The sequence below is a fragment of the Streptosporangium sp. NPDC051022 genome, from assembly GCF_040683035.1.
Lineage (GTDB): Bacteria > Actinomycetota > Actinomycetes > Streptosporangiales > Streptosporangiaceae > Streptosporangium.
This window is the reverse complement of sequence record NZ_JBFBCF010000003.1, coordinates 435,251-459,973: the sequence shown is the minus strand read 5'-3', so window position 1 is coordinate 459,973 and position 24,723 is coordinate 435,251. Positions and strand designations below refer to the sequence as shown.

Sequence of the window (24,723 nt, the reverse complement as noted above, 5' to 3'; positions counted from 1 at the left end):
CTTGAGCCCACAGTCCGCTCCCCCCGGCAGACAATACCGACTCCGTGATCATCGCCGGCTCGAAAACGCCCCTTCCCAACCGGGTCGGCTTTCCCGCGAGCCGGCGATCGACGCGTTTGGTGACACCTCTTTAACACGATGCCACAAAGTGATCAAGTCTGATCGGCCAACATCGATTGTCCTGGTTCTGTTACATCGACTGTCTCAATTCCGTTACTTGCCAGCGCTGTCGACCCCTGTCAGCATCTGTTGAAGTTCCGCATCCGGCCGACCGGCGAGAATGGCGTTGAGCATCTGCTTCGTTGCAGTTCCTCAGCCGATTTCCATGTCTACGTCGACGGGATGCGGGGGTCGGGGGATTCACCGCTTTGCCATATGTGAACTCTTCGATCAGTCGATTCAGTTTTCCCGTTCAGCAGAAAGGGATTCACCATGAACACTTTCGAAGCCGACGTGCTCGACGACATCGAGCTGCTCGAAATGCTGATCCGTCTCCCCGAGGCCGAGGTCGACCGGGAGAAGCGCGAGGTTCGGGCCTGCCTCGCCACCTCCAGCTTCAGCAGCCATCGGTGGACGATCTGACCCGTACCGCCGACTTGCCGGCGTGAGGTCGGTTCGAGAGTTCGCTCTCTTGTGAGATCTCGTATCTCAACCTGAGTTGTCGACAGCCCTCCGAAGCTCGCGACCGACCGCTGCGGTGGCCCCTGATGTCCGGGGCCACCGCAGTTCGTCCACGCCACCTCGGGTTTCCCGAAGACCGGACATCACCGACCGGCGGGAATCCGCCGCCGGAACGGTTCGCGGCGGCCACCGTCCGGCGTCCGCATTGTCCGGCAGCCCCCGCGAGGAACATCATGCATCGCCATGACGACACGGCGGCCACGTTGGAAAGCCCACCTGTGGAAGAACAGTCCCATGCCCGTCCGGTGCGGTTGCTGGACATCGCACTCCACGCATGGCAGTGGAACGGGCTTTATTTTTTGACCGGTGGACTGTCGGTCGCCACAACGCTCCTCCTGCCGTCCGCGCTGGCTGCGGCGATCAACGCCCTCCTCCGTCAAGACGGCGCACAGAGCGTCGCCTCGACGCGGGTTCGCGATGTCGTGATACTTCTCACGTTGAACGTTCTCGCCACAGCCTTTGCCAGTTTGGCGAAAAACTCCTCGGTCGCCTGCTCCTCGCGTTGGCTCCGCAGGGCGATGGTCGGTCGCATCGCGGCGGCCGGCCCGCAGGCTCAAGAACGTTACCCGGCGGGTGACCTGGCCGTCCGGGTGGGAGACGACGCCGCGGTCGCCGCAGAAACCGCCTATGTGGTCATGAACACTGCTTTCGACTTCCTGACGGCCGCCGGCGCGATTCTGGCTCTCGGGTTTCTCGACTGGCGCCTCGTCCTGGTCTTCGTGGTGGTCATACCCACGATGTCGCTGGTGGCCCGGCGCTCCTCCCAGGCCGGGCGGCAGGTCTTCCGTGAGTACCGCGAGGACATGGGCAGAACCGCGGGTTTCCTCACGGAGAGCCTGCTCGGCGCGAGGACCGTACGGGCCAGCGGTACGCAACGGCAGGAGAGGGAACGGATTCTCTCCCCGCTGCCGGATCTGCTCCGAGCGGGCCAGGCCGGTTGGCGCGTGGCGGCCCGGAGTGTGTGGTGGACGGCCTGCCTCTCCGCGGTCGGTGTGCTGGCGATCCTCGCGACCGCCGTGGTCGACGTTCACCAGGGAAACCTGCACGCCGGTGATGTGCTCGCCGTGGCCGGATACGCCACACTGGCCACGGGCTTCTCCAGCCAGGTGACGTCGCTGTCGCCGAGCCGCGCCGCCGTGGCCCGTGTCGCGGAGGTTCTCGAACTACGGCCACTGCGTGATGTGCAGACGGTCGTGTCCCCCGCGCGGACGCCGCGATCCGCGGGCGGGGCCGTCGCCGGGAAGGCACCCACCGTCGTCGTCGACGAACTGGTTGTGATGCGGAACGACCAGAAGGTGCTCGACGGAGTCAGCTTCGTCATTCCGGCGGGAACGTCGCTGGCGGTGGTGGGTTCCCCGGACAGCGGAGCCTCTTTTCTCGTCCAGGCAGTGTCCGGCCTCCGCCGAATACAGTCCGGTTCGGTAAGGATCGACGGCTCTCCCCCTTCCCCGGGAAGCGTGTCGGTGGCTTTCGCACGGCCCTTCCTGCTGGGTGCCACGATCGGCGAAACATTGACCTACGGAGTCCCCGAGGCTGAACACGCCGACGTGGTCCGGGCCGCCCGGACGGCGGACATCGATCGTCTGATCGCGCGCCTACCGGAGGGTTACGAAAGCCCCACAAAGGATCTGACCCTGTCCGGCGGAGAACTGCAGCGCCTGGGAATCGCGAGGGCGATCCTCCACGGGGCGCCGTTCATCGTGTTCGAGGACGCGACGTCAAGTCTGGACAGCGCGACGGAGGAGCGCGTCGCCACATCGATGGAACGTTCGCTCCGGCATCGCACGCGACTGTTCATATCCAATCGACCTCGGCTGGCCGGCGGCGCCGACGCCGTCCTGTGGCTGAGCGACGGGAAGGTCATGGAAATCGACACACACGAAAGATTGATGAGATTCCCGGCCTATCAGCAGATCCTCTCGCAGGAACCCGGCACAGGGGTCCCCGGTGGCGTGCGTGCCGGAGACCGCCGGTGAGCCGCGCTCATTTCTCCTTCCTCTTCAGCCGGCTCGCAGATCACCGCCGGGACGTCGGTGCTTTCGTCGCATGGTCCCTCCTGTCCGCCATACCGCCCTTGATCAGCGGAGTTTTCGTGGGCAGGGCCATCGACGCCGCTCTGCGGGGCTCTCCGGACCGCGCCTGGCAGTGGCTCGGCGGCCTCGGCATCGGTCTTCTCGCAGGCGCGGTCGGCTCCCGCAACGCGGTCGCGAAACTCGGCGACATCGTCGAACCGCTACGGGAAACTCTCATGCGGCGCGTGGTGGATGCGGCGGTCCGGCGAGCACTGCGCCGCTCGGGTGCGTCACTGACCGTGACACGCCACCGGGATCCGGCGGTCACCCAGCTCACGGCGTACACCGAGCAGGTCCGCCGGCTCACCGGGGCGGCCCTTTCCGCCGTGCTCGGCTCGCTGCTCACAGTCATCGCGGCGTTGATCGGCTTGAGTACGCTCACCTGGTTCGTGGCTCTGGTCGCGGGCGTCGCGGCCGCGGTGTCGATGCTGCTTCTCTGGTGGCAGGCCAAGGCGGTTCACACGATTCAACGCAAGGCTGTGGTGGCCGGTGAGGAGATCTCCGAACGGCTGCAGACGTTGGTACTCGGTGCGCGGGACGCCCTCGCGAGTGGAGCCGCCCCGCGGCTCGCAGCGGAGACCTGCGACGCGGTCGACGAACAGGCGGCTTTGACCCGCTCACTCGCCCGGGCGGGCGCCGCGCGGGGCATGGTCCTCGCCGTGGGCGGATACCTCCCCGTTGTCGTCCTTCTCGTCACCGCCCCCTTCCTCGTTCGAAGCGGGCGGATCGAGCTGGGCGGGTTGGTCGGCGCCGTGACCTACCTGTCGGCACATCTCGCTCCGACATTGCGCTCGTTGTCACAGAACGTCATATCAATCGGGATACCGCTGTCCGTCACACTGTCTCGCCTTGTGAGCGAGTCGCATTCGCACCCGCCGTCTGAAACGAATCCCGATCTTCCCCCGCGCCGACCCGGAAGAACTTCCACGCCCTTGGCCCTGAAACTGGATCGGCTCACCTATGCGTACGGGGAACGCGCGGCCCCGATCGTGAAGGATCTGTCCGCGCTCATCGCACCGGGGGAACACGTGGCGGTCGTGGGCCCCAGTGGCGTGGGCAAGTCGACCCTGGCGGACCTGTTGGTCGGTCTTGCCGCTCCCCGGTCCGGGCGCATCGCCTTCGGAATCGACCGCGATTTCTCCATGAGTCACCAAGAGGCGCGCCGCCATATCGTTTTCGTCCCCCAGGAGGCGTATATCTTCACGGCCACGCTGCGAGACAACGTGAAATACCTCCACCCGGACGCCACAGACCAGGACATCATCGCCGCCATGGTCGCAGTGGGAGGCGAGAGCGTTCTGGAAGCGCACGGCGACGGGCTCGACGGTGTTCTCAACGCGGTCGAGCTGCCGGCGTCCGAGAGACAGCTCATCGCTCTGGCTCGGGCATTGGTGACGCCCGCTTCGGTCGTCATACTCGACGAGGCCACCAGCGCCCTTGACGCCGGGAGTGCGGCCCGGGCCGAGGCGGCGTTCCGGAGAGTGTCACGAACCCTCGTCGTCATCGCCCACAGTCAGGCCTCCGCCCTCCGCGCCGATCGCATCATGATGATGGACGGCTCCGAGACCCGGTTCGGAACCTACGAGGAGCTGTACGGAAGTGCGCCGAACCACTGAACCGATCCGCGACGACACAGCCCGGCGACTGCCGCCGCCGGAGCCGGGGGTCGGTGCTCCGGCCGGGCCGGCGGGATCCGTCCGCCCGAAACATCACGGTCGCGTTTTTTGCACGCGACTCTTACCTTCTAGGAGGCAACATGGAGGGACGCATACCGTAAAACCGGTTGATCACACGCTCTTCGCGGCGTGAAGGAGGGGGCGAGCCCGTGCACCGCGTGGTGGTCGATCCGGGGGTACCGGCTGACGTCGCCAACCTCATGCGCCGGAACGGGCAGTTGCTCCACAGATTCAGATCCGGCTGGAATCCGGAACCCAACGGCTCGTCGCAGGTCCCGACCGCGCTCCTGGCCGCCTTCGGAAGCACGATGCTGCTGGGCCTGGGAGGCACGGCGCTCGTCGGCGTGCCGGTGGCCTTCTCCCTGACCGCCGCCATCATCTGCCTGTTCATCCTCGCCATCGTCTACTTCGCTGCCAAGCCCGCCCCCGCCGACTCCGTCGAACGCGTGCTGTACCGGCACACGCGCCATTACCAGGGGCACTACCTGATCCTGGAGGACTTCGACCACGGGGCCAGGGGACTGCTCGGGCGGACCCAGCGGGCGATCGACCACATCCTGCGCTCCCGCGTCAACGTCATGGGCATGCTTGACAGCGTGCGCAACGCGGTGATGCTCCCGGCCGAGGAGTGGGAGATCGCCCGGCTGCTGACCAAGCTGTCCGAGCTGCGCGCCAGGCACCGTCACATGACCCTCGGCGGCCGGACCCCCGAGGTGGCCGCCGCGATGGCGCCGATGGAGCGGGCGCTGGCCGCCAGCGAGGCCGCCGTCGTCGCGCGGGTCGAGGCGCTGGAGCGTTACGCGCGCCACGTGACGCAGGCCGACCGCGCCCTCGTCTCCCATGGGCAGATCGAGGCGCTGCGCGCGCAGCTGCCGGAGTACGAACAGCTCGTCGCCGAGACGGGTGCCGCCCGCTTCTTCGCCCCGGAGATCGGCAACCTGAGCGAGGACGCCGACCAGCTGCAGCGCGCCCTGCGGGACAGCGTCCGCTCCGCCCACGAGGCCTTCCGCTATCTCGACAAATGACCATATGACCTGAAATATGCGATCTAGGCGGTGACGAAGGGAGCAGTCCCGTTGCGGCGTGTGGCGGTCGATCCGGAGGTGCCCAAGGAGGTCGCCGACCTCCTCCGTCGAGGAGGACCGCTGCTGTCGCGGATCCGCGGCGGCTGGACACCCGAGCACCCGCCGATCGCCACGAGACTGCCGGGCCTCCTGCTGAAGGCCTGCGCGGGGCTGTCGGGGCTCCTGCTGCTGGGCCTGCTGCTGCTCCTGGCGAAAAACGGCCAGCTGGCCCTCTTCGTGTTCACGCTGCTCGTCTTCGTGGTCCTCGTCGGCCTGATCGCCGTCCGCGACCCGCTGGAGGCCGAGCCCGCCGACGACGGGCTCCACGACAACGCCCACCGGTACGAGGGCCGCTACCTGCTACCGGAGGATTTCGACCCCGGCGCGGACCGGTTGCTGGAGCGGGCCCAGAGCGCCGTCGACGACGTGCTCGGTTCCCGGGTCAACGCCCTGGGCATGCTCGACGGCGCGCGCAACGCGGTGATGCTCCCGGCCGAGGAGTGGGAGATCGCCCGGCTGCTGGCCAAGCTCTCGGCTCTGCGGTCCGAGCACCACGACCTCTCCTTCGGCGAGAGGCCGCCCGAGGTGGCCGCCGCGATGGCGCCACTGGAGCGGGCGCTGGCCGCCGGCGAGGCCGCCGTCGTCGCGCGGGTCGAGGCGCTGGAGCGCTACGCGGGCCACGTGGCCGAGGCCGAGCGCGCCCTGCGCACTCACGAGCAGATCGAGCTGCTGCGGGCCCGGCTTCCCCGCTACGAGGAGCTCCTGGCCGAAACCGGCGCCGACGCGTTCGCCGTGCCGGAGCTGGAACGGCTGGCCGGGGACGCGGGCAGGCTGGAGCGGGCGCTGCGCGACAGCGTCCGCTCGGCGCACGAGGCCTTCCGCCACCTCGACGGCCCCTCCCCCGGCTGATCTCGGTCGCGATCCGCGGCGCCGGGATCCTGATCGGACCATCTGGGTAGTGTCTGTTCCATGACGGGACAACCAGTGCTGCTGTACGACGGCGACTGCGGTTTCTGCACCTCCAGCGTCCGGTTCGCCGAGCGCAGGATCGGCCTGCGGGCCCGCCCGCTCCCCTGGCAGCGCGCCGACCTGGCGGCGCTCGGCGTCACATGGGAGCGGGCCGACCACGAGGTCCTGTGGATCGAGCGCGGCCGGGTGTACGGCGGCGCCCAGGCGATCGCCCGGCTGCTGATCGCCGCCGGAGCGCCGTGGAGCCTGGCCGGGTTCCTGCTGCGGACCCCGCCGCTGCGGTGGGCCGCCCACTGGGGCTACCGGCTCGTTTCGGCCAACCGGCACCGCCTTCCCGGCGGCACCCCCGCCTGCTCCCTGCCCGCGAACCTGCGATGACCGTCCTGCTCACCGGCTTCGAGCCGTTCGACGGCGCCTCGATCAACCCGTCGTGGGAGGCGGCCCGGCTGGTGCCGGGGGTGCGGGCCGTACAGCTGCCGTGCGTGTTCGGCGAGACGCTGGAGCACCTGCGGGCGGCGGTGCTCGAACACGATCCGGCGGTGGTCGTCTGCGTCGGGCAGGCCGGGGGGAGGGACGGCGTGGCGGTCGAGCGGGTCGCCGTCAACCTCGACGACGCCCGCATCCCCGACAACGCGGGACGGCAGCCCATCGACGAGCCGGTGGTGCGCGGCGGCCCCGCCGCCTACTTCGCCACGCTGCCGGTGAAGGCCTGCGTGGCGGCGGCCAGGGCGGCGTCGGTACCCGCGAGCGTGTCGTACAGCGCGGGGACGTTCGTCTGCAACCACCTCTTCTACGGCCTGATGCACCTGATCGCCACCGAGCGGCCCGGGATCCGCGGCGGCCTCGTGCACGTGCCGTTCGCCCCCGAGCAGGTCCTCGACGGGAGCCGGCCGTCCATGCCGGTCGCGATGACGGCCGCGGCGCTGACCGCCATCGTGACCGCCGCCGCCTCCGTGGGAGACGACCTGCGCCTGGTCGGCGGCTCCCTGCACTGACCCGGGCGCTGCCCCGGGCGCTGACCGGCGGCGGTCAGGTCACATGGCGACGCCGTACACCACGCGGCGGCCGGCGAACTCCGTGACGCTCCACAGCGTGTTCCGGTCCCGGAGGCAGGTGAGGTCCTCGGGGCCGACCGGGTAGGGGCGCCTGGCCACCGTGTCGCCGACCACGAGCAGGGTGCCGTTCCTGGCCGAGCCCGCCGCCTGGCTGAGGTACCAGGTGCCGTTGCGGGAGAGCGCCCCCTGGATCCTGACGTCGGGCAGCCGGTAGGCGTCCAGGGGACGGGCGACGCCCGCGGCGTCGGCGCGCAGCGAGCCGTCGGGGTTCATCGGCCAGCGGACGACCCGGCCGGACTCCTCGGGGGTCTCCACGTACTCGCCGGAGATCAGCGCGCCGGTACCGGTACCGGTTCCGGTTCCGGTTCCGGTTCCGGGGCCGCGGTCGACGGCCGCGAAGGAGAACCGGGCGCGGGCGCCTCCGGCCGTGGTCCAGGCGGCGCTCTGCGGCATCACGTAGCGGTAGCCGAAGGCGTCGTACACCCCGCCCCTCCTGCCGACCGTGGTCTTGCCCGCCCCGTTGACCTCGAAGATGTCACGGGTGTCGAACACCCGCAGCCCCCGGTCGGTGTCGGCGACGTACAGCAGGCCGCCGCACCAGGCGATGCCGCCCGCGTGGATGTTGATCGGGGAGATGTCCCCGCCGGGGCTCGCGGTCACGAGCAGGACGTGCCGGTAGCGGAGCGTCGCCGTGTTGAGGAAGGACAGGCGCACGCCGCGTTCCGGTTTGGTCGTCGGCTTGAAGTACCAGCTGACCACGAACACGTTTCCGCTGATCCCCGCGTCCGAGGCGGAGGACAGGCCCTGGGGGTACCAGTCGGTGACCTCGTTGTCGTCGGCGTCGAAGCAGTACCAGTCGACCGGCTTCGGCTTCATCGTCCCGAACGCCCCGGCCCCGGTCGCGCCCTTCCTGGTCGCCACGCGGTTCGCCTGGGCCAGCACGGTGGTGAGGGGCACACGCTTGAGGTGTTTCCCCAGTGCCTGGACCCCGGCTGCGAGGTCACCGTCGCTGCGCCTCAGCTCGAACGATTCCACCGCCGTGGCCGTCATCGCGCTCATGGGGGATTCTCCTCCTCCGGTCACCGCCCTGGCAGGCGGATCAAGATGTGGAGTTCATGAGTATGCCCGGAGTTGGATCACTTTGGTGGCCGCGGCCGGCGATCGCGGCTCCGTGACCGCCGGCGGGGGCCGCTGACCGGCCGTCGCAACCGGGCCCCCACCGTGACCGGGCGGTCACCCTGGAGATCAGTGGCCCGGTCACCGTGGCCAGGTGTGCACGGGCTCGCCGGTCAGCGCCAGCTCTCGGTAGCGGACCACCATGCGGGCCCGCGCCGCCGGGTCGCCCGCGAGGTCGCCGAGGGCCTCCCGCTGCCAGACGGCCCCGGTACGGCGCGCCCTGACGCGTTCCCGGATGATCTCCAGCGCCCACCCGGCGTCGTCCGCCTCCACGCCGAGCCGTTCGAGCCCCGCCGCGGCGACGGGCAGCAGGTCCAGGGCGAGCCGGGCGGCGGGGACCTCCTCCTCCCGGCCGGGCCAGGCCAGCGGCGCGTCCAGTCCGTGGATCGCGGCGCGGTAGAAGTTGCGGTAGGCCGAGGCGAAGGGGAACTCCTCCACCGGCTCGATCGCCAGGGCGGCGGTGAGCCCGAGCAGGAACGCGCTGTTGGCCACCATGTCCGCGGCGGTCGGCCCCGCGGGCAGCGACCGCATCTCCACCCGCAGGTGGCCGCCGTCCGCCGGGTCGTAGACCGGCCGGTTCCACTGCCACACCGTGCCCTGGTGCAGCCGCAGCTCGGCCAGCTCGGGGCTCTCTCCCCCGGACGTCTCCTCCTCCGAGGTCATCGGCAGCACCGGCTCGTAGTCGCGGACGCACGCCTCGAAGATCTCCTCCGGGCCGTTCACCCATCCCGAGCCGAAGGCGACCCGCCGGTCCCTGCGCTCGCGCCGCTCCACGTCGCGGTCGTCGGCCGCCTCCTCGAACAGCGCGATCCTGGTCTCCTCCCACAGCCGCCTGCCCAGGAAGCCGGGTGAGTTGCCGCTCACCGCCAGGACCGGACCGGCGGCCAGCTGGGCGGCGTTGTAGACGCGCGCGAAGTCGGCGGGGGGCGTACGGAGGTGAACCTGCCACGAGGTGTTGGCGCTCTCCAGGATCACCCCCTCGACCTCCAGCTCCAGCTGCTCGGCCCCGTCGATGCTCACCCGGAACGGTTCGGCGCGCAGCCTCCGCATACCCCGGCTCAGCGCGCGGTAGCGGCTCTCGTCGCTGAGCGTCTCGTGGGTGAAGTCGAACTCGCTCAGGGAGGGCAGGATGCCGATCGCCACGGCCTGCCCGCCCTGCGTGGCCGCCGCCGCGTCCACCATGGCCATCGCCTCGTTCACCTCCCGCACCAGCCCGCCGAAGGGGCGCCCGGCGATCGGCAGCGGCGTCAGGTTGACCTCCAGGTTGAAGCGGCCGAGTTCCGGCACGAGCCGGTCGTCGTCCGCCGCCGCGCGCACCTCGTGGTTGCGCGGCAGCGGCCTGCCTTCGGGGGTGACGAGGAACAGCTCCAGCTCGGCCCCGATGGTCGCGGGGCCCGTACCGAAGCCCGGCCTGGCGAGCACCTCGCGCAGCCGGTCGAGCTGCTCCGCCAGCCGTTCCCCGAAGCGGGCGAACTCCGCCTCGGAGAACCGGTCCTTGTCGACTTGCTGACCCATCAGCACCATCCGATCAGTCGATCCCTGTGCCCCTCCCCTGTCCCGGCTGGACGGTTCTAATCGGCCCGCGGCGCAAAAGGCGCCCCGCGCGAGGATCCCGGATCGCCCGTCCACCGGCGCACAACCGGTTCGCAGGTCACTTCCAAGAGACGACGTCCAGACTGTGCGACCTCAGCGGAAGACGGAGGAAAGGCAACACATGAAGGTCGCACTGGTCACCGGAGCGGGCAGGGGCATCGGCAGGGAGATCGCCCGGCAGCTCGCCGGGCATGGGATGACCGTTTTCGCCGGGGTCCGCGACGAGGGCCACGCTCCGGAAGGCAGCCGTCCGCTGCCGCTCGACGTCACCGACCAGGTGGCGGCCGCGAACGCCGCCAAGCTCATCGGGGAGGAGTTCGGGCGGCTCGACGTACTGGTCAACAACGCCGCGGTCTGCGGTGACTTCGGGGTACCGCCGGCCGAGGCGACCGCGGCGCACATGCGGGCCACCTACGAGGTCGGCGTCTTCGGGGTCGTCACGATCACCCACGCGATGATCCCGCTGCTGCGGGCATCCGGTGAGGGGAGGGTCGTCAACATGACGACGCGGCTGGCCTCCCTCTCTCTCACCGCCGCACGCGAGCCGCTCAACACCGAGTGGGCGATGCTGGCCTACAACTCGGCCAAGAGCGCGCTCAACGCGATCACCGTGCTCTACGCCAACGAGCTGGAGGGGGCGGGGATCCTGGTCAACGCCGTCGACCCCGGCCACTGCGCCACCGACCTGACCGGTCACACCGGCACCCGCACGGCCGCCGAGGGCGCGGCGGTGGCCGTGCGGATGGCGACCCTCGGCGCCGGGGGCCCGACCGGCACGTTCAGCTCGGAGGAGGGCCCGCTCCCCTGGTAGCCGGACGGGCCGGACGGCTCGCGGTTCGGGTGAGCCGCGGGCCGGACGGGTCAGGCCAGGCAGGTCAGCCGCTTGCCCCCGTTGTAGTCGATCATCTCGAGTATCGCGGTGACCAGGTCGATCGGCTCCCCCGGGGCCAGCCCGTCCAGCTCGGCGTAGGCCCGGTGCAGGTTGCCGACGATGCGCTCGGGGTCGAGCAGGTCGCCGTACTCGCCGAGGTCGGTCTCGCGCGCGGTCTCCAGCGGTGACAGACCCGCCGCCCGGCCGCGCTCGGCGGTGGCCAGCACGAAGCGCAGGTAGCCCTGCACGTGGTCGATGACCTCGGGCCCGCAGACCCCGCCGTGCCCGGGGACGATCGTCTCGGCGTTCAGCTCCCTGAGCCGGTCGAGCGCCTCGATCGAGCCCCGCACCGAGCCCATCATCACGAACGGCGTGCCGCCGTTGAACACCAGGTCACCGGCGAACAGCAGCGACCGCTCCGGGATCCAGACGATCGAGTCGTTGGTCGTGTGCGCCGGGACGCCGATGTGCCGGACCTCGCAGCGCAGCTCGTCGGAGTGGACGGTCACCCCGTCGGTGTAGGTGAGGAACGGCGGGCACGCCCGCAGGTCGCCCCAGTCGGCCTCGGTCCAGGCCATCGTGCGGTAGTCCGGGATCCCCTCGGCGAGGACCATCGCGCGGGTCCGCTCGTGACCGACGATCGTCGCCTCGGGGAACAGGAAGTTGCCGAAGGTGTGGTCGCCGTGGTGATGGGTGTTGATCAGCGTCGTGATCGGCCGGTCGGTGACCGACCTGATCGCCTCGCGGTAGGCCAGGGTGCGGCGCTCGGTCGAGCAGGAGTCCACACTGATCACACCGCGCCCGCCGACGAGGAACCCGGTGTTGTTGATCCACCAGCTCCCGTCCGGCTGGATGTAGGCGTAGACGCCGTCGGCGACCTCTTCCACCCGGCCCGGCGGCAGGGCATGGTCATGCTTCGATGAGCTCATACCTGGAATTGTCGGGCCTGGAGGGGATCTTCGTCGCGGTCCCGGTCACGACGACCGGGATGAGCCGGCCCCCGCCTCCAGGCGCCTGTGCACCTTCTCGGCGGAGACCCGGTTGAGCGCGTCACCGGCGTCGAGCACCCGCGGCAGCAGCTCCGCCTCGGTCGTCAGCGCGCGGAACAGCAGCTCGACCGTCACCTCGTGGGCGGGACGGAAGACGACCTCGACACCGTCGCCGGCCCCGATCTCGCCCGGCTCGACGACCCTGAGGTAGGCGCCGGGCCGCGCGGCCTGGGTGAAGCGCTTCACCCAGCCCTGCTCACCGAGCCAGCCCGCGAACGTGCGGCACGGAATGCGCGCCGAGGTGACCTCCAGCACCACGCCCTCCCCGATCCGCCAGCGCTCGCCGATCAGTGCGCCGCCGACGTCGAGACCGGAGGTGGTGAGGTTCTCCCCGAAGATCCCGTTGGACAGCGCGCGCCCCAGCTCCCGCTCCCAGAAGTCGAGATCCTCACGTGCGAAGGCGTAGACCGCCTGGTCGTCGCCGCCGTGATCGCGCAGGTCGCCGATCGCGTCCCCGGCGACGCCGCTGCCCGCCGTACCGATCGAGCCCGGCGCGAACACGGCCACCCTCCCCGGTGCGGGACGTTTGTCGATGCCGGTGAAGCTGGCGGCGGTGTAGTCGGCGGAGTGGGGATGGGCGAGGTTGACGGAAAGCAGCTGAGCCATGCCTGACAGCTTATTGAACGCGGCGTGACCGCGGCGCGGACCGGAGCGGGGAGGGGGAGCCCCCGGTCCGGACCTCCCACCCTAGGCTGGGTTTCGGTCATCCTTATTTGGAGGTTTCATCATGGAATATGTGCGCCTTGGATCAACCGGCATGAAAGTGTCGAAGATCTGCCTGGGCATGATGAGCTACGGCGATCCCAGCCGGTGGGGCGAGTGGGTTCTCGACGAGGCCCGGGCGGAGCCGATCGTGCGCCACGCCGCCGAGGCCGGGGTGACGTTCTTCGACACCGCGGACGCCTACTCGGGCGGCAGGAGTGAGGAGATCACCGGGCGACTGCTGCGCGCGATCTTCCCCGGCCGGGACGACTACGTGCTGGCCACCAAGGTCTTCCTGCCGATGGGCGAGGGGGTCAACGACCGCGGCCTGTCACGCAAGCACATCACCTCCGCCATCGACAACTCGCTGCGCCGCCTGGGCGTCGACCACGTGGACCTCTACCAGATCCACCGCTGGGACCCCGAGACCCCGATCGAGGAGACCATGCTGGCCCTGCACGACGCGGTCCGCGCGGGCAAGGCCCTCTACATCGGCGCCTCCAGCATGAGCGCCTGGCAGTTCGCCAAGGCCCAGCACGTGGCCGAGATCAACGGTTGGACCAAGTTCGTGGTGATGCAACCCCATTACAACCTGCTCTACCGCGAGGAGGAGCGGGAGATGATCCCGCTCTGCGCCGACCAGGGGGTCGGCCTGATCCCGTGGAGCCCGCTGGCCAGAGGTCTGCTCGCCCGCGCGGGCTCGGACGAGGCGAGCGTCCGCGCCGAGAGCGACAGCGACCGCATGAACGCCCTGTACGGCGACGCCGACAACAACCGTCAGATCCTCGACCGGGTCGCCCAGGTGGCCGGGGAGCGCGAGGCGCCCCCGGCACAGGTGGCGCTGTCGTGGGTGCTGCGACAGCCGGGCGTGTCCGCGCCGATCATCGGCGCGACCAGGACCGGGCACGTGGACGACGCCGTCGCCGCGCTGGACCTGGCGCTGACGGACAAGGAGGTCGCCTTCCTCACCGAGCCGTACCGTCCCCGGGTCGTCGTTCACTGACGGCGCCCGCCTGGCCCGCCGCGGGACGCCTCCTCCCGCCCGCTCCCCGGTCATGACGACCGGGCCGAGCGCCGCCCCCCACGGGCGGGAGCGGCCGTCGCGGCTCCCACCTGCGGGCACCCGCCGCCCCGGAAACGACGGATTCCCGCCTGCCGTGCCCGTTGGCCGCCGGATGCGAGGACCGTTCTCCGTCCCGCCGTCGCACTGCCGAATTCGGACCATACGGCCGGGGCGCGGACCTTATAAAGCAGGCCCGATACAAGGAATCACGAGGATCACCGTCGCGGGCGTTTCCCGCTCCGCGGAGCATGACGCAGAGCGCCACCTGTGATTTCACCTCGAAGACGCCTTCGGGAAAGCCACATCACATCCAGACAAAAGAGGTTCGGAGACTTTATCCCGCTGCATCCCGCTATCGCGTCTCATCATACAGACAGCACCCTTGACTCGGATTGCCGTCACAGTAGGATAACTTTCTAGCGCTTTGTCGCTTTTCCTATGAGACGTCACGCGTGAATTTCACGCGAGGCGATCGGCCGTGAATGCGAAATCGCCGTAACACACGCCTCTTGTGCGCGTGCGGCCGTGCCCGCCGGGCGCGCCGCTCCGCCTGTCGCGGTGACACGAGGGGCGACCGGGTGACCCGTCCGCGTTCCTGTCCCAGGGGGTGTCGACCTCACGTGACTGCACCGGATCTCGACGAATCCTCGTTCGAGCTCTACCGGACGATCCTCCGCAGAGGCTTCGCCGACCTCGACGAGGTGAAGGACGTGCGGACCGCCGGCCTCCTCGGGCGGCTGAGAAGGCTCGGTCTCCTGCACCCCTGTCCCGAACGACCCGGAAGGCTGCTGCCGAGGGATCCGGCGATCACGATCGCCGAGGTCCTGGATCCCGCCGAGGCGGACCTGCTCCGTCGCGGTGCCGAGATCTCCAGGCTCCGTCACCGGCTCAAGGAGCTGCGTACGGAGTACCGGCGGCTCTCCGGTGCCCGGAACGGATCCGACCTCGAGGTGCTGGGCACCGCCGAGACCGTCGAGGTGCACCTGTCCACCGCCGCCGAGCAGTGCACCGGCGAGGTGCTGATGGTCTGCACCCATGGTGTCCCCTCCCAGCGCACCCTGAAGGTCTCGGCCGAGCGGGACTTCAAGGCCCTCGCGCGAGGCGCTCAGATGAAGATCGTCTGGCAGCACTCCCTCATCGCCAGCCCGCGCCTGGCCTGGTACCTCGACGCCGCCCGTGAACTGGGCGCCGAGATCCGCGGCGGCAGCCCGTTTCCCAGCCGTTTCGCCATCTACGACGACGTGGTCTTCTTCCCGTCGAACCCGGTGACCGGAGGCGGCATGGTCATGACGCGGGCTCCCGCCCTGGTCGAGTACTTCCGGGCGCAGCACCGTTTTCACTGGTCGGCGAGCACCCCGGTGCCCCCGGCCGACAAGGCGCCCGAGTTCATCGACGGGGACCTCGCGCGTGACATCGTGCGGCTGCTGGCCCAGGGCGAGAAGGACGAGGTGGTCTCCCGCAATCTCGGCGTCTCCCTCCGCACCTGCCGGGAGCACATCGCACAGATCATGAAGGTGCTCAGCGCCAGGAGCCGCTTCCAGGCCGGTGTCCACGCGGCCCGGGCGGGCCTGGCCGGAGACCTCCCCCGGCGCCGATGAGGCCGTCGTCCGCTCCGCCGCTCCGCCGTTCCACCGCTCCGCCGCTCCGCCGCTCCGCCGCTCCGCCGCTCCGCCGGGCAGGCGTCTCCGGCCGGGGCCGCCGGATCCTACCCGGTGGAGTGCGACGCGGCGGGATGACCGGTGGCCCGCCCGGTACGGCGGACGGTCGCCAGCACGATGCCCGCGGCGATCACCGCGGCGGCGGCCAGGTGGAAGCCCTGGATGCGCTCGCCGAGGGTGAAGAAGGCCAGGACCGCGCCGAAGACCGGCATCAGGTGGAGGAACTGCCCCGCGTGGGCCCCGCCGGTGAGTTCGACGCCGCGGTTGTAGCAGAAGTAGGACAGGATCGAGGGGATCAGCGCGACGTAGGCCACGGCGACGACGGCCCCCGGGGTGACGTGGACGACGTGCCCGGTGGCGGCCTCGGCCGCGGCCAGAGGGAGCAGCATGAGCGCGCCGATCCCGAAGGTGACGGTCAGCAGGCTCAGCGGGCCGACCCGGGGTCTGCGGCGCAGCAGCGCGGTGTAGAAGGCGTAGCTCACCACCGCGACGAACACCCAGGCGTCGCCCTGGCCCAGTCTCAGGCCGCCGGAGCCGAACGGATGTCCCCGGGTGACCACGAGCCAGACTCCGGCCAGTGAGACGGCCAGCCCCGCCAGCTGACCGGCGTTCGGCCGTTCACGGAACAGCGCGAACGCGAACACGACGATGAGCAGCGGCATGACCGACTGCATGAGCAGGGCGTTGACCGCCGTGGTGGTCCCGAGCCCGGTGTAGATGAGCGTGTTGTAGGCGGCGACCCCGGAGATCGACAACAGCAGCACCATCCATCGGTGCCGCAGCAGGGTCCCCCGATCCTGCCTGAGCCCGGCCCACCCGAAGGGCAGCAGGACCAGGAAGGCCGTCAGCCAGCGCAGGAAGGCCAGGGTCGCGGGCGGGATGGAGTCGTGGACGAGCCGCCCGACGATGAAGTTGCCCGACCAGCCGAGCACGGCGAGGCACAGGAGCGGGACCGCGGATCCGTACAACCTGTCCGCCAGGCCGCCCAGTCGCATCTTTCCCCCTGTCTCGCCGGTCTCAGCCGGTCTCACCGGCGGCCGCTCGGCCCCGGCCCCGACCATCCTGTCTCATCGCCGTCCGCCGCCGCCACGGGCGGGCTCGCCCGTGGCGCCTTCGCGCGCCGGAACCCGGGGGCCGGCGCCCAGCAGCCGTTCCAGGGCCGTGACGGTGTCCCAGACGTCCACGTAGCGGTTGAACAGCGGAGACAACCCCATGCGGATGAGTTCGGGTGACCGGAACTCGGCCGCGAAACCGTCGGCGGCCAGGTCACGTGTGAGCCGCTCCGCCTCCGGGTGCCGGAGCGCCACATGCCCGCCGCGCCGGTCCGGCTCGACCGGGCTCAGCACCTCGACCGAGAACCGGGCCAGTCGTTCGGCCGCCAGCTCGACGAGCCGGCCGGTGAGCGCGCTCGACTTCTCCCGCACCAGGCGCGGGTCGGCCTCGGCGGTGAGCGCCACCCCCTCGTCGAGCGCGACGAGACTGAGCAGCGGCGGACATCCCGTGGTCAGGCGTGTCACGTCCGGGGCGGGGCGGTACTCCGGTTCGAAGGCGAACGGATCGGCGTGGCCCAGCCAGCCGGTTATCGGCTGCCGGAAGCCCGGGAGCAGGCGCGCGGCGACGTACATGTACCCGGGTGCTCCGGGGCCGCCGTTGAGATACTTGTAGCCGCACCCGACGGCCAGGTCCGTACCGTCGGCGTCCAGGGCCAGCGGCACCACGCCCGCGCTGTGCGACAGATCCCACAGGGTGAGGGCGCCCGCCGCGTGCGCCCGCTCGTTGATCTCCTGCATCGGAAGGATCTCGGCCGTCCGGTAGTCGACGTGGCTCAGCATGACCACGGCCACGTCGTCGTCGAGGGCGTCGAGGATCTCCGAGGCGCCGACCCGCCGGATCCGGGCGTCCGGGCGGACGTGGGAGACGACTCCGTCGGCGACGTACAGGTCGCTCGGGAAGTTGCCGGAATCGGTGAGGACGGTTCGCCGGGTCCCGCCCCCCAGCGCGCCGCAGAGCAGTTTGAAGAGGTTGACCGAGGTGGACTCGCCGACCACGACCTGCCCGGGGGCGGCGCCGACGAGCCCGCCGACGCGGTCTCCCACCGTGCGCGGCAGGTCGAGCCAGCCGTGTTTCCACCAGGCGGAGTTCATGTCGTCGCGCCAGTTCCGGCCGACGACCGTGCGGAGCCGTTCCAGGGTGCTCGCGGGAGGCGCGCCCAGCGAGTTCCCGTTGAGGAAGACGCGGTCGCCGGGAAGGTCGAACCTGGCCCGGAACCCGCCGAGCGGGTCGGCCCGGTCCAGGGCCTCGAAGAAGGACCTTTCGAGAACCGGCATCGGTCAGTCCGTGATCTGCTGCATCATGCCGAACATGTCCTCGTTGTGCCACCATTCGGCGAGGCGCTCCCCGTCGAACCGCATGATGTCGATCCCGGTGAGCGACACCTTGCGGCCGGTCGCGGCGATCCCGGACAGCGTCCCCAGGTGGGTGCCCGATGAGGTGTACCGGGCCACCAGCCTGTCGCCCTCCACGATCACGTCCTCGATCACGAACCGGTAGTCGGGAAAGGCCTGGTGCCAGTCCAGGGCCATGGCGATGTGGCCCTCCCTGGAGTTCGGAAAGGCGTCGATCGGCCGGTGGTCGACGAAATGCCCGGCGATCACCCGGCCGCCCGCCGGATCTCCGAGGTTCCAGAGCTCGCCGATCCAGATGTCCTCGTAGACGTGCCGCATCAGGCTGCGCTGCGCCGAGGACACAGAGTACGTCACGTGCCTTGCTCCTCTCGGGGACGTTCCGGGGACGCTCACGGGCTCCCGGTGCCGTTCAGAAAAGGTCGGGTGAGTCGAGGACCACCGGTCGCAGGCCGCCCATTCCGCGTTCGAAGCCGCAGGTGACCATCCTGGCGGGCCGGAAACCCGCCTCAAGGACGGGGAGCGCCTTGCCGGGTTGCGCGGAACCGCACATGAACAGGTCGATGGCGGCGAACCGGTACTCGGGCCAGCTGTGGATGCTGATGTGCGACTCGGCCAGTACGGCGACTCCGGAGACCCCCTCGCCACGGTTGAAATGGTGCACGTAGACGTAGAGGAGTGAGGCGCCCGCCGCCGCCGTGCACTCACGGAGCACCTCTTCGACATGGCGGGGGTCGTCGATCCTGCTGGCGCCGATCAGGTCGACCAGGATGTGGGTGCCGGCTGCTTCGTCCGGGGGACGTGGATCCGCCGAGACGTGCGACATCAAGGATCCTCCTTGAGGAGTTCGTGGTCGTTTCCCCCGAGGGGGTGGAGCCGGGGAGCGTCAGGTCAGAGGGGTCGCGCCGGGTCAGAGGGGGTTCAGGGAGAAGCCGCAGACGTCCCGGCTGGCCCTTTCGGCCCCGCCGGACACCGTCACCGGCGTCACGTCGTGAAGGCAGCGGGGATCCTCGAAGACGACGGTGTCGACAGGCGTCCTGAGTTCCAGTTCCCGGTAGACGGTGCCGTCGAGGGTGGCGAACAGGCTGCGTCCGCCCTCGACCGAGACCCGGTTGACGAGCGTGATCGAGGTGAAGGCGTGCCCGTCGTGGTGCATTCCCTCCGGGGCCGGATAGCCCGGCTCGCCGGGGCGGGCCAGGATCCGCATGAGATGGACGCCGACCTCCCAGTCCCTGGCCGCCGCCGTCCGGCCGGGCGGCAGGACGTCGAGGACGTCCCAGATGAGCTGGTGGAGAAACGGGTTGGCGACGGTCCGCCCGTCGAGCGGGGCGAAGGTCCGATCGACGCCGCCGGCGTAGGGGTTGAGGTCAGTGCTCTGGTAGAACGGCCTGCTTTCGAGCGGCTCGGCACGGCGCGTGACCGTGTCCGCCTTGAACAGGCTGAACCTGCGCTGCCGGAAGATGTAGTCGGTCTTGAGCCAGAGATCGTCGGGAAGGTCCTCGAAGTCCTCGCGGAGTTCGCGCAGACCCGCCTCCAGGCGTCCGTCGAATTCGGCCGTACGGCCCTGCAGAAGAGTGACCGGGTCGTCTGTGAAACGTTCGGGGGAGAGTGGACCGAAGAGCTTAGTGGTTTTTGTCATCTTCCATCCTCATTGTCCGTCTCGTTGCCCGGACGGGAAGCAAGCCCATCCGGATTCGCCGGTCACGGCACATAGTCGAGGTAGGTGTCGAAGTCCCACGAGGTGGTCGTCGCCAGGAAGCGTTCCCATTCGTCTTTCTTGTGGTCACGGAACACGGAATAGAGATCACCGTGAAGGGCGGAGCGCACGAGCGCGTCGTCGTGGAGGGCGGCCAGCGCGTCGCCGAGGTTCATCGGCAGCGGATCGGCTCCCGGGGCACCGGCCTGCTCGTAGGTGTTGGCCGAGGTCGGCTCACCGGCGGGCAACCGGTTCCGGAGGCCGTCGCCGACCGCGGCCAGCAGCCCGGCCGCCATCAGGTAGGGGTTCACCATCGAGTCGACGGCCCGGTACTCGATCCGGTCCGGCGCGGACACCCGCAGAGCACACGTCCGGTTCTGGTAGCCCCACGCCCGGGTGAAAGGCGCCCAGAGCCCGCTGTCCCACATGCGGCGGTAGGAGTTGACCGTGGAGGAGCCGAGAGCGGTCAGGGCCGGTAGATGCGCGAGCACTCCGCCCAGCGCGTACAGCGCCTCCTCGCTCAGTCCGCCGCCGTCCGCCCGGGGTAGGAGGTTCCGGCCGCCCCGGCGGTGACCGCCCACGTTCCTCCCGGCGATGTCCGGGAACCCGGCGAGCGGAACGTCCTCACCGCCCCTCCAGAGGGAGAAGTTGTGATGACAGCCGGAGGCCGACAGGCCCATGAAGGGCTTCGTCATGAAGCACGCGACCAGATCGAACTCGCGGGCCACCTGCCTGCAGATCTGGCGGTAGGTGATCAGTCTGTCCGCGTTGCGGAGCGGCTGGTCGAAGGCGAAGTTCAGCTCCAGCTGACCGGGCGCGTCCTCGTGGTCGCCCTGGATCATGTCCAGGCCCATCGCGTGCGCGTACCGGATCACCCTGAGCATCACCTCGCGCAGTTCCTCGAACTGGTCGATGTGGTAGCAGTAGGGCTTGGTGGCGCCCACCAGTTCCGCGCCGTCGCGGCGCAGCCACATCATCTCCGGCTCGGTTCCGATCCGCAGTTCGAGTCCGTGCGCGTCCTCGAAGTCGGCCATGATCCGGGCCAGGTTGCCCCGGCAGTCGGAGGTGAGCGAGGCCCCCGGTTCGAGTTCCTCCTGCCGGTTGCGGAAGAGCCTGGCGAAGACCCTGGCCACCCGGCCGTCCCAGGGGAGCTGCGCGAAGGTGTCGGGTTCGGGGACGGCGACCAGCTCGGAGGACTCCGGGCCGTAGCCCAGGTAACGTCCGGTGCGCCCGGCCGAGACGTTCGCGGTCGAACCGTAGACGAGCTGCACTCCGGACTCGGCCACCCGCTCCCAGTGCGCCGCCGGCATGCCCTTGCCGACCACCCTGCCCGTCACCGTCACGTACTGCACATAGATGTATTCGATATCGAGGGTGTCGATCAGTTTGCGGACATGTGCGACATCATCCGGCCTTCCTGTTCTGTCCAGAAAGTCATCGATGTCCGTCATCGGCGCCCTTTCCGAGGCGTGAGGTTTCAGTTCCGGAGAGCGACCCGGACGTTATCCGGTCAGGGGTTCCCGTCTCTCCGGCACAATGAGATGTTCTCCATGACCGGAACACCCGGAAAATAACCATTTTCACGTAGTCAACATCGAATGTCAGAACTCGAATCCGCGTCAAGGAGCACGGGTTGCAACTTCCTGCGGCGGAACTTGTTGCGGCCCGCGGCCGAAAGCGTTCGCCCCGGCATGGACCCGCGGCCCGATCCACGGGTTCCGCCCCAGGTCGCCGCCGAATCCGCCGGGCCGTCCCCCTTCCCCCGTCCAGCCGTACCTTTGACCGAGCGCAGAGGAGAGCGGCCCCTGTCCGAAGGCAACCCGCCCATGGCCTCCCCGCCGGAAACGGGACACGCCGCGACCGGCCGTCCCGGCACCCCCTGGCTGACCTTCGCCCCTCGTGCTCGACGGCCTCCGCGGGGTCCGGGCCGGCCACGTTACCGGCCTCCGCGCGGGGTAGTTCTCCTCCGGAGCGCGGGGCGCCTCCCCGTGCGCCCGCGGAAGACACGACCGAAAGGCCGGAATCCATGAGTGTGAGCGCTCCCTCCCCCGCACCTCTCCTCGTCGTCATGGGCGTGGCCGGATCGGGCAAGAGCACCGTCGGACGCGCCCTCGGGCGCAGGCTCGGGATACCGTTCGCCGACGCCGACGACTTCCACAGCGGCGCCAACCTCGAGAAGATGGCGGCGGGCGTCGCCCTCGGCGACGCCGACCGGCTGCCGTGGCTGCGCGCCGTCGGCGCCTGGCTCGGCGAGCACCGCGGCACCGGCGGGGTGATGAGCTGCTCGGCGCTCAGGCGCGCCTACCGCGACGTCCTGCGTGAGGCCGCGCCCACGGTGTTCTTCGTCCACCTGCACGGCGATCCCGAGGTCATCAGGGCGCGGGTGGCCGGCAGGTCCGGGCACTTCATGCCGGAGTCCCTCATCGCCTCGCAGCTGGAGACCCTCGAACCGCTGGGGCCGGACGAGCACGGCGTGGCGGTGGATCTGAACAGGCCCGTCGGCGAGCTGGTGGACGCCTGCCTGGCCGCGATCCGCCCGGCCGCCTCCTCGGGCACGTCCCGCTGAGCACGGAACATCGCCCGGCGAAGTCCCGGATCGGGGCGCGAAGCCGTACAGTCGGCTGATGGACCCTCGTGACCGCGCGGTCGAGCTGTTCCACCGGGTGGCGGCCTCGGTGCCCGCCTACGGCGCGTTCCTCAAGAGCCAGGACGTGGACGCCGGCCGGGTGCGGACCTTTGACGACTTCGTACGGCTGCCGCTCACCACCAAGGACAACTACACCCGCCGTTATCCGCTGCCCGAACTGTGCCGGGACGGCATGGTCGGGGACATGATCGCGGTGTCGTCCGGGTCGACGGGGACACCGTCGTTCTGGGCGCGCTCGGCCGCGGACGAGCAGGTGATCGCCGAGCGGTTCGAGCAGATCTTCCGGGACGCCTTCGGGGCGGCGGAGCGCCGGACGCTGGCCGTCGTCTGCTTCGCGCTCGGCACCTGGGTCGGCGGCCTGTTCACCCTCGCCTGCTGCCGCCACCTCGCCGCCCGGGGATACCCGATCACCTGCGTCGCCCCCGGCGGCGACAAGCGCGAGATCCTCCGGGTGATCCCCGAACTGGCCCCGCACTTCGACCAGGTCGTGCTACTCGGTTACCCGCCGTTCCTGAAGGACGTCGTCGACGCCGGAGTCGCCGAGGGCGTCCCCTGGGCCGACTACTCGATCAAACTGGTCACCGCGGGAGAGGTGTTCAGCGAGCAGTGGCGCACCCTGGTCGCCGAGCGCGCGGGGATGGCCGACCCGGCGCTCGACACCGCCTCCCTCTACGGCACCGCCGACGCCGGAGTGCTCGGCAACGAGACCCCGCTGTCCATCCGCGTCCGCCGTTTCCTGGCCGAGAACCCCGAGGTCGCCAAGGAGCTGTTCGGGGAGTCACGGCTGCCCACCCTCGTCCAGTACGACCCGCACGTGCGCTTCTTCGAGGAGCACGACGGCACCCTGCTGTTCTCCGGCGACAACGGCATCCCGCTCGTCCGCTACCACATCGCCGACGAGGGCGGCCTGATCCCCCACGACCGGATGCTCGCCTTCCTGCGCGAGAACGGTTTCCGCCCCACCGGGGACGGCCCCGCCCTGCCGTTCGCCTACGTCTTCGGCCGCAGCCACTTCACGGTCTCCTACTACGGCGCCAACGTCTATCCGGAGAACATCTCGGTCGGCCTGGAGCAGCCGGAGGTCAACGCGCTGGTGACCGGCAAGTTCGTGCTGGAGGTGGCCGAGGACGAGGAGCGGGACCGGCGGCTGGCGGTGACCGTGGAGCTGGCGCCCGGCGTGCGCGGCTCCGACGAGACCGTACGGCTGGTCGGCCACTCCGTCCTGGCCCAATTGCGCCGCCTCAACAGCGAGTTCGCCGCCTACGTGCCCCCGGCGCGGCAGCTCCCGGCCGTCCGCCTCCGCGAGACGGGCGACCCGGAGTACTTCCCGCCCGGCGCCAAACACCGCTACACCAGGGGCTGACCCGGGGCGGCCGGCGGCGCGCCGTCGCCGGCCGCCTTCGTGAGCGGCGTCGGAGGTCACCCGCCCCGCCGGAATCCCCCAAGAACGGGTAAAACCCCTGCCGGACAGGCATCCGCCACGGAGACCGGCTCCGCAGAATCGAGCACCGCGGAACATCCGGAGAACCGCCGGTCGGGCCGCGCGAACAAAAGGATCATTGGCGGCTTAATTCTTGGGCAAAGACATCGCCGGAATTTTTCCCGCCTCGCCGGAGTTGGAATCACGCGACCGGGCGCACCCGCCGTACCAGCGGCGATGCCGGGAAAGCCACATCCGGTCCCGCGACGGGATTTTCGCGATCGCGCCGCCGCCACGCCACCGGCGGCCGGCTCCGCACCACCGGATGGAAGCGTCGGCGGATACTCAAGAACACGCAAAAATACAGTTATGCTGCTATGTAGTCGAAAAGCCTGACGCGTCTGCCGAGCCGAGGTAACTCCAGAACGGGTACGAGCGCCTGCCACTTCGAGAGGTTGATCATGAACAACGACGCCGTCTGGGTCCGAGGCGTGACAGGCATCCAGATGCACCACACCACGGACCTCCAGGACGCCGGCCGCTTCCTGGGCAATGCCGTGATGGCGATGCGGGCCGCGCACGTGCGGACCGGCGACGACCGATACTCCACCCTCGCCGCCCAGCTCACGGCCATGGTGGCGGAGGCGCGGGGGCTGGAGACCCAGGCCCGGGCGAGCATGGAGGGGCTGCACTCGTCGAACCCCGAGCAGTTCATCCGCTGCCGCGACGGCGAGGAGCCGTGGCCCGACGAGATCCAGGCCGGCTTCGTCCCGCGTCACACCTGCAGGGACCAGTGCCTTTACCACGACCACGACGTCCTGAACGCCATCATGCAGTGCACCTGCGGGCGGCCCCCGTGCCGGGCGTGCGCCATCGGCGGCACGCTCTGAGGTGATCCCGGCGGACTCGCCGCCGATGACCGGGCGCCG

At 70.0% G+C, this 24,723-nt stretch carries 23 protein-coding genes; 13 read left to right on the top strand and 10 right to left on the bottom strand.

All coding sequences use genetic code 11. From position 1 onward, the window contains the following. Positions 1-432 precede the first annotated feature (432 nt). The 7 genes from AB0N02_RS08725 (at position 433) to pcp (ending at position 7,457) form a co-directional block, all read left to right on the top strand. Positions 433-582 (top strand): hypothetical protein, encoded by a 150-nt coding sequence (locus AB0N02_RS08725; RefSeq protein WP_363944077.1) that lies wholly within the window; start codon positions 433-435, stop codon positions 580-582. 272 nt (positions 583-854) lie between these two features. Next, the gene (locus AB0N02_RS08720) at positions 855-2,657 is read left to right on the top strand and encodes an ABC transporter ATP-binding protein (protein WP_363944075.1); all 1,803 of its coding nucleotides are present in this window, start codon (positions 855-857) and stop codon (positions 2,655-2,657) included. A 116-nt stretch (positions 2,658-2,773) separates the two neighbouring features. Beyond that, on the top strand, positions 2,774-4,369 hold the full coding sequence (locus AB0N02_RS08715; RefSeq protein ID WP_363944073.1) for an ABC transporter ATP-binding protein: 1,596 nt from the start codon (positions 2,774-2,776) through the stop codon (positions 4,367-4,369). A gap of 209 nt (positions 4,370-4,578) precedes the next feature. After that, positions 4,579-5,454, top strand: coding sequence for a hypothetical protein (locus AB0N02_RS08710; protein ID WP_363944071.1), 876 nt, complete (start codon positions 4,579-4,581; stop codon positions 5,452-5,454). A 30-nt stretch (positions 5,455-5,484) separates the two neighbouring features. Beyond that, positions 5,485-6,402, top strand: coding sequence for a hypothetical protein (locus AB0N02_RS08705; RefSeq protein ID WP_363944069.1), 918 nt, complete (start codon positions 5,485-5,487; stop codon positions 6,400-6,402). 60 nt (positions 6,403-6,462) lie between these two features. Beyond that, positions 6,463-6,840 (top strand): DUF393 domain-containing protein, encoded by a 378-nt coding sequence (locus AB0N02_RS08700; protein WP_363944067.1) that lies wholly within the window; start codon positions 6,463-6,465, stop codon positions 6,838-6,840. Further along, positions 6,837-7,457 carry a pyroglutamyl-peptidase I gene (gene pcp / locus AB0N02_RS08695; protein ID WP_363944065.1) on the top strand — a complete coding sequence of 207 codons (621 nt, stop codon included), beginning with the start codon at positions 6,837-6,839 and terminating at the stop codon, positions 7,455-7,457. Before AB0N02_RS08700 ends, pcp begins: the two co-directional genes overlap by 4 nt. Before the next feature lie 39 nt (positions 7,458-7,496). On the opposite strand, the gene AB0N02_RS08690 is transcribed toward pcp, so the two are convergent. Continuing rightward, positions 7,497-8,576, bottom strand: a complete 1,080-nt coding sequence (locus AB0N02_RS08690; RefSeq protein WP_363944063.1) for a hypothetical protein — start codon at positions 8,574-8,576, stop codon at positions 7,497-7,499. Positions 8,577-8,774: 198 nt separating this feature from the next. After that, complete coding sequence (locus tag AB0N02_RS08685; protein WP_363944061.1) at positions 8,775-10,208, bottom strand: glutamate--cysteine ligase; 1,434 nt, start codon at positions 10,206-10,208, stop codon at positions 8,775-8,777. A 199-nt stretch (positions 10,209-10,407) separates the two neighbouring features. On the opposite strand from AB0N02_RS08685, the gene AB0N02_RS08680 reads away from it, so the two are divergent. After that, the gene (locus AB0N02_RS08680) at positions 10,408-11,097 is read left to right on the top strand and encodes an SDR family NAD(P)-dependent oxidoreductase (RefSeq protein WP_363944059.1); all 690 of its coding nucleotides are present in this window, start codon (positions 10,408-10,410) and stop codon (positions 11,095-11,097) included. A 50-nt stretch (positions 11,098-11,147) separates the two neighbouring features. On the opposite strand, the gene AB0N02_RS08675 is transcribed toward AB0N02_RS08680, so the two are convergent. Then, positions 11,148-12,086 (bottom strand): MBL fold metallo-hydrolase, encoded by a 939-nt coding sequence (locus tag AB0N02_RS08675; RefSeq protein WP_363944058.1) that lies wholly within the window; start codon positions 12,084-12,086, stop codon positions 11,148-11,150. A 45-nt stretch (positions 12,087-12,131) separates the two neighbouring features. After that, positions 12,132-12,812: an MOSC domain-containing protein gene (locus tag AB0N02_RS08670; protein WP_363944056.1), complete on the bottom strand. Its 681-nt coding sequence runs from the start codon at positions 12,810-12,812 to the stop codon at positions 12,132-12,134. A 121-nt stretch (positions 12,813-12,933) separates the two neighbouring features. Between AB0N02_RS08670 and AB0N02_RS08665 the strand changes: the two genes are divergently transcribed. Beyond that, positions 12,934-13,911: an aldo/keto reductase gene (locus tag AB0N02_RS08665; protein WP_363944054.1), complete on the top strand. Its 978-nt coding sequence runs from the start codon at positions 12,934-12,936 to the stop codon at positions 13,909-13,911. Between the two features lie 680 nt (positions 13,912-14,591). Beyond that, positions 14,592-15,569: a helix-turn-helix transcriptional regulator gene (locus tag AB0N02_RS08660; protein ID WP_363944052.1), complete on the top strand. Its 978-nt coding sequence runs from the start codon at positions 14,592-14,594 to the stop codon at positions 15,567-15,569. A 107-nt stretch (positions 15,570-15,676) separates the two neighbouring features. Here AB0N02_RS08660 and AB0N02_RS08655 read toward each other — a convergent pair whose 3' ends face one another. From AB0N02_RS08655 to AB0N02_RS08630, 6 genes are all read right to left on the bottom strand, one after another. After that, a complete protein-coding gene (locus tag AB0N02_RS08655) occupies positions 15,677-16,624 on the bottom strand; it encodes a DMT family transporter (RefSeq protein ID WP_363944050.1) in 948 nt (315 codons plus the stop codon). Between the two features lie 72 nt (positions 16,625-16,696). Beyond that, a complete protein-coding gene (locus AB0N02_RS08650) occupies positions 16,697-17,956 on the bottom strand; it encodes an aminotransferase class V-fold PLP-dependent enzyme (protein ID WP_363944049.1) in 1,260 nt (419 codons plus the stop codon). 3 nt (positions 17,957-17,959) lie between these two features. Then, on the bottom strand, positions 17,960-18,388 hold the full coding sequence (locus AB0N02_RS08645; RefSeq protein ID WP_363944047.1) for an ester cyclase: 429 nt from the start codon (positions 18,386-18,388) through the stop codon (positions 17,960-17,962). Between the two features lie 55 nt (positions 18,389-18,443). Next, on the bottom strand, positions 18,444-18,857 hold the full coding sequence (speD, locus tag AB0N02_RS08640) for an adenosylmethionine decarboxylase (protein ID WP_363944045.1): 414 nt from the start codon (positions 18,855-18,857) through the stop codon (positions 18,444-18,446). Positions 18,858-18,941: 84 nt separating this feature from the next. After that, on the bottom strand, positions 18,942-19,670 hold the full coding sequence (locus tag AB0N02_RS08635; protein WP_363944043.1) for a 2OG-Fe dioxygenase family protein: 729 nt from the start codon (positions 19,668-19,670) through the stop codon (positions 18,942-18,944). A 62-nt stretch (positions 19,671-19,732) separates the two neighbouring features. Then, the gene (locus tag AB0N02_RS08630; protein WP_363944041.1) at positions 19,733-21,178 is read right to left on the bottom strand and encodes a glutamine synthetase family protein; all 1,446 of its coding nucleotides are present in this window, start codon (positions 21,176-21,178) and stop codon (positions 19,733-19,735) included. Positions 21,179-21,753: 575 nt separating this feature from the next. Here AB0N02_RS08630 and AB0N02_RS08625 point away from each other — a divergent pair. The 3 genes from AB0N02_RS08625 (at position 21,754) to AB0N02_RS08615 (ending at position 24,684) form a co-directional block, all read left to right on the top strand. Next, a complete protein-coding gene (locus tag AB0N02_RS08625; protein ID WP_363944039.1) occupies positions 21,754-22,293 on the top strand; it encodes a gluconokinase in 540 nt (179 codons plus the stop codon). A 58-nt stretch (positions 22,294-22,351) separates the two neighbouring features. Next, positions 22,352-23,737, top strand: coding sequence for a phenylacetate--CoA ligase family protein (locus tag AB0N02_RS08620; protein WP_363944038.1), 1,386 nt, complete (start codon positions 22,352-22,354; stop codon positions 23,735-23,737). A 518-nt stretch (positions 23,738-24,255) separates the two neighbouring features. Then, entirely contained in the window at positions 24,256-24,684 is a 429-nt protein-coding gene (locus AB0N02_RS08615) for a hypothetical protein (RefSeq protein WP_363944036.1), read from the top strand. The last annotated feature ends 39 nt before the right edge of the window (positions 24,685-24,723 follow it).

What these genes read in the sequence shown, in the direction of transcription:
- AB0N02_RS08650 (WP_363944049.1), bottom strand. Translation starts at nt 17,956, where the DNA reads ATGCCGGTTCTCGAAAGGTCCTTCTTCGAGGCCCTGGACCGGGCCGAC.
- AB0N02_RS08680 (WP_363944059.1), top strand. Translation starts at nt 10,408, where the DNA reads ATGAAGGTCGCACTGGTCACCGGAGCGGGCAGGGGCATCGGCAGGGAG.
- AB0N02_RS08655 (WP_363944050.1), bottom strand. Translation starts at nt 16,624, where the DNA reads ATGCGACTGGGCGGCCTGGCGGACAGGTTGTACGGATCCGCGGTCCCG.
- speD (WP_363944045.1), bottom strand. Translation starts at nt 18,857, where the DNA reads ATGTCGCACGTCTCGGCGGATCCACGTCCCCCGGACGAAGCAGCCGGC.
- AB0N02_RS08690 (WP_363944063.1), bottom strand. Translation starts at nt 8,576, where the DNA reads ATGAGCGCGATGACGGCCACGGCGGTGGAATCGTTCGAGCTGAGGCGC.
- AB0N02_RS08700 (WP_363944067.1), top strand. Translation starts at nt 6,463, where the DNA reads ATGACGGGACAACCAGTGCTGCTGTACGACGGCGACTGCGGTTTCTGC.
- AB0N02_RS08620 (WP_363944038.1), top strand. Translation starts at nt 22,352, where the DNA reads ATGGACCCTCGTGACCGCGCGGTCGAGCTGTTCCACCGGGTGGCGGCC.
- AB0N02_RS08675 (WP_363944058.1), bottom strand. Translation starts at nt 12,086, where the DNA reads ATGAGCTCATCGAAGCATGACCATGCCCTGCCGCCGGGCCGGGTGGAA.
- AB0N02_RS08720 (WP_363944075.1), top strand. Translation starts at nt 855, where the DNA reads ATGCATCGCCATGACGACACGGCGGCCACGTTGGAAAGCCCACCTGTG.
- AB0N02_RS08635 (WP_363944043.1), bottom strand. Translation starts at nt 19,670, where the DNA reads ATGACAAAAACCACTAAGCTCTTCGGTCCACTCTCCCCCGAACGTTTC.
- AB0N02_RS08665 (WP_363944054.1), top strand. Translation starts at nt 12,934, where the DNA reads ATGGAATATGTGCGCCTTGGATCAACCGGCATGAAAGTGTCGAAGATC.
- AB0N02_RS08615 (WP_363944036.1), top strand. Translation starts at nt 24,256, where the DNA reads ATGAACAACGACGCCGTCTGGGTCCGAGGCGTGACAGGCATCCAGATG.
- AB0N02_RS08670 (WP_363944056.1), bottom strand. Translation starts at nt 12,812, where the DNA reads ATGGCTCAGCTGCTTTCCGTCAACCTCGCCCATCCCCACTCCGCCGAC.
- AB0N02_RS08725 (WP_363944077.1), top strand. Translation starts at nt 433, where the DNA reads ATGAACACTTTCGAAGCCGACGTGCTCGACGACATCGAGCTGCTCGAA.
- AB0N02_RS08625 (WP_363944039.1), top strand. Translation starts at nt 21,754, where the DNA reads ATGAGTGTGAGCGCTCCCTCCCCCGCACCTCTCCTCGTCGTCATGGGC.
- pcp (WP_363944065.1), top strand. Translation starts at nt 6,837, where the DNA reads ATGACCGTCCTGCTCACCGGCTTCGAGCCGTTCGACGGCGCCTCGATC.
- AB0N02_RS08685 (WP_363944061.1), bottom strand. Translation starts at nt 10,208, where the DNA reads ATGGGTCAGCAAGTCGACAAGGACCGGTTCTCCGAGGCGGAGTTCGCC.
- AB0N02_RS08630 (WP_363944041.1), bottom strand. Translation starts at nt 21,178, where the DNA reads ATGACGGACATCGATGACTTTCTGGACAGAACAGGAAGGCCGGATGAT.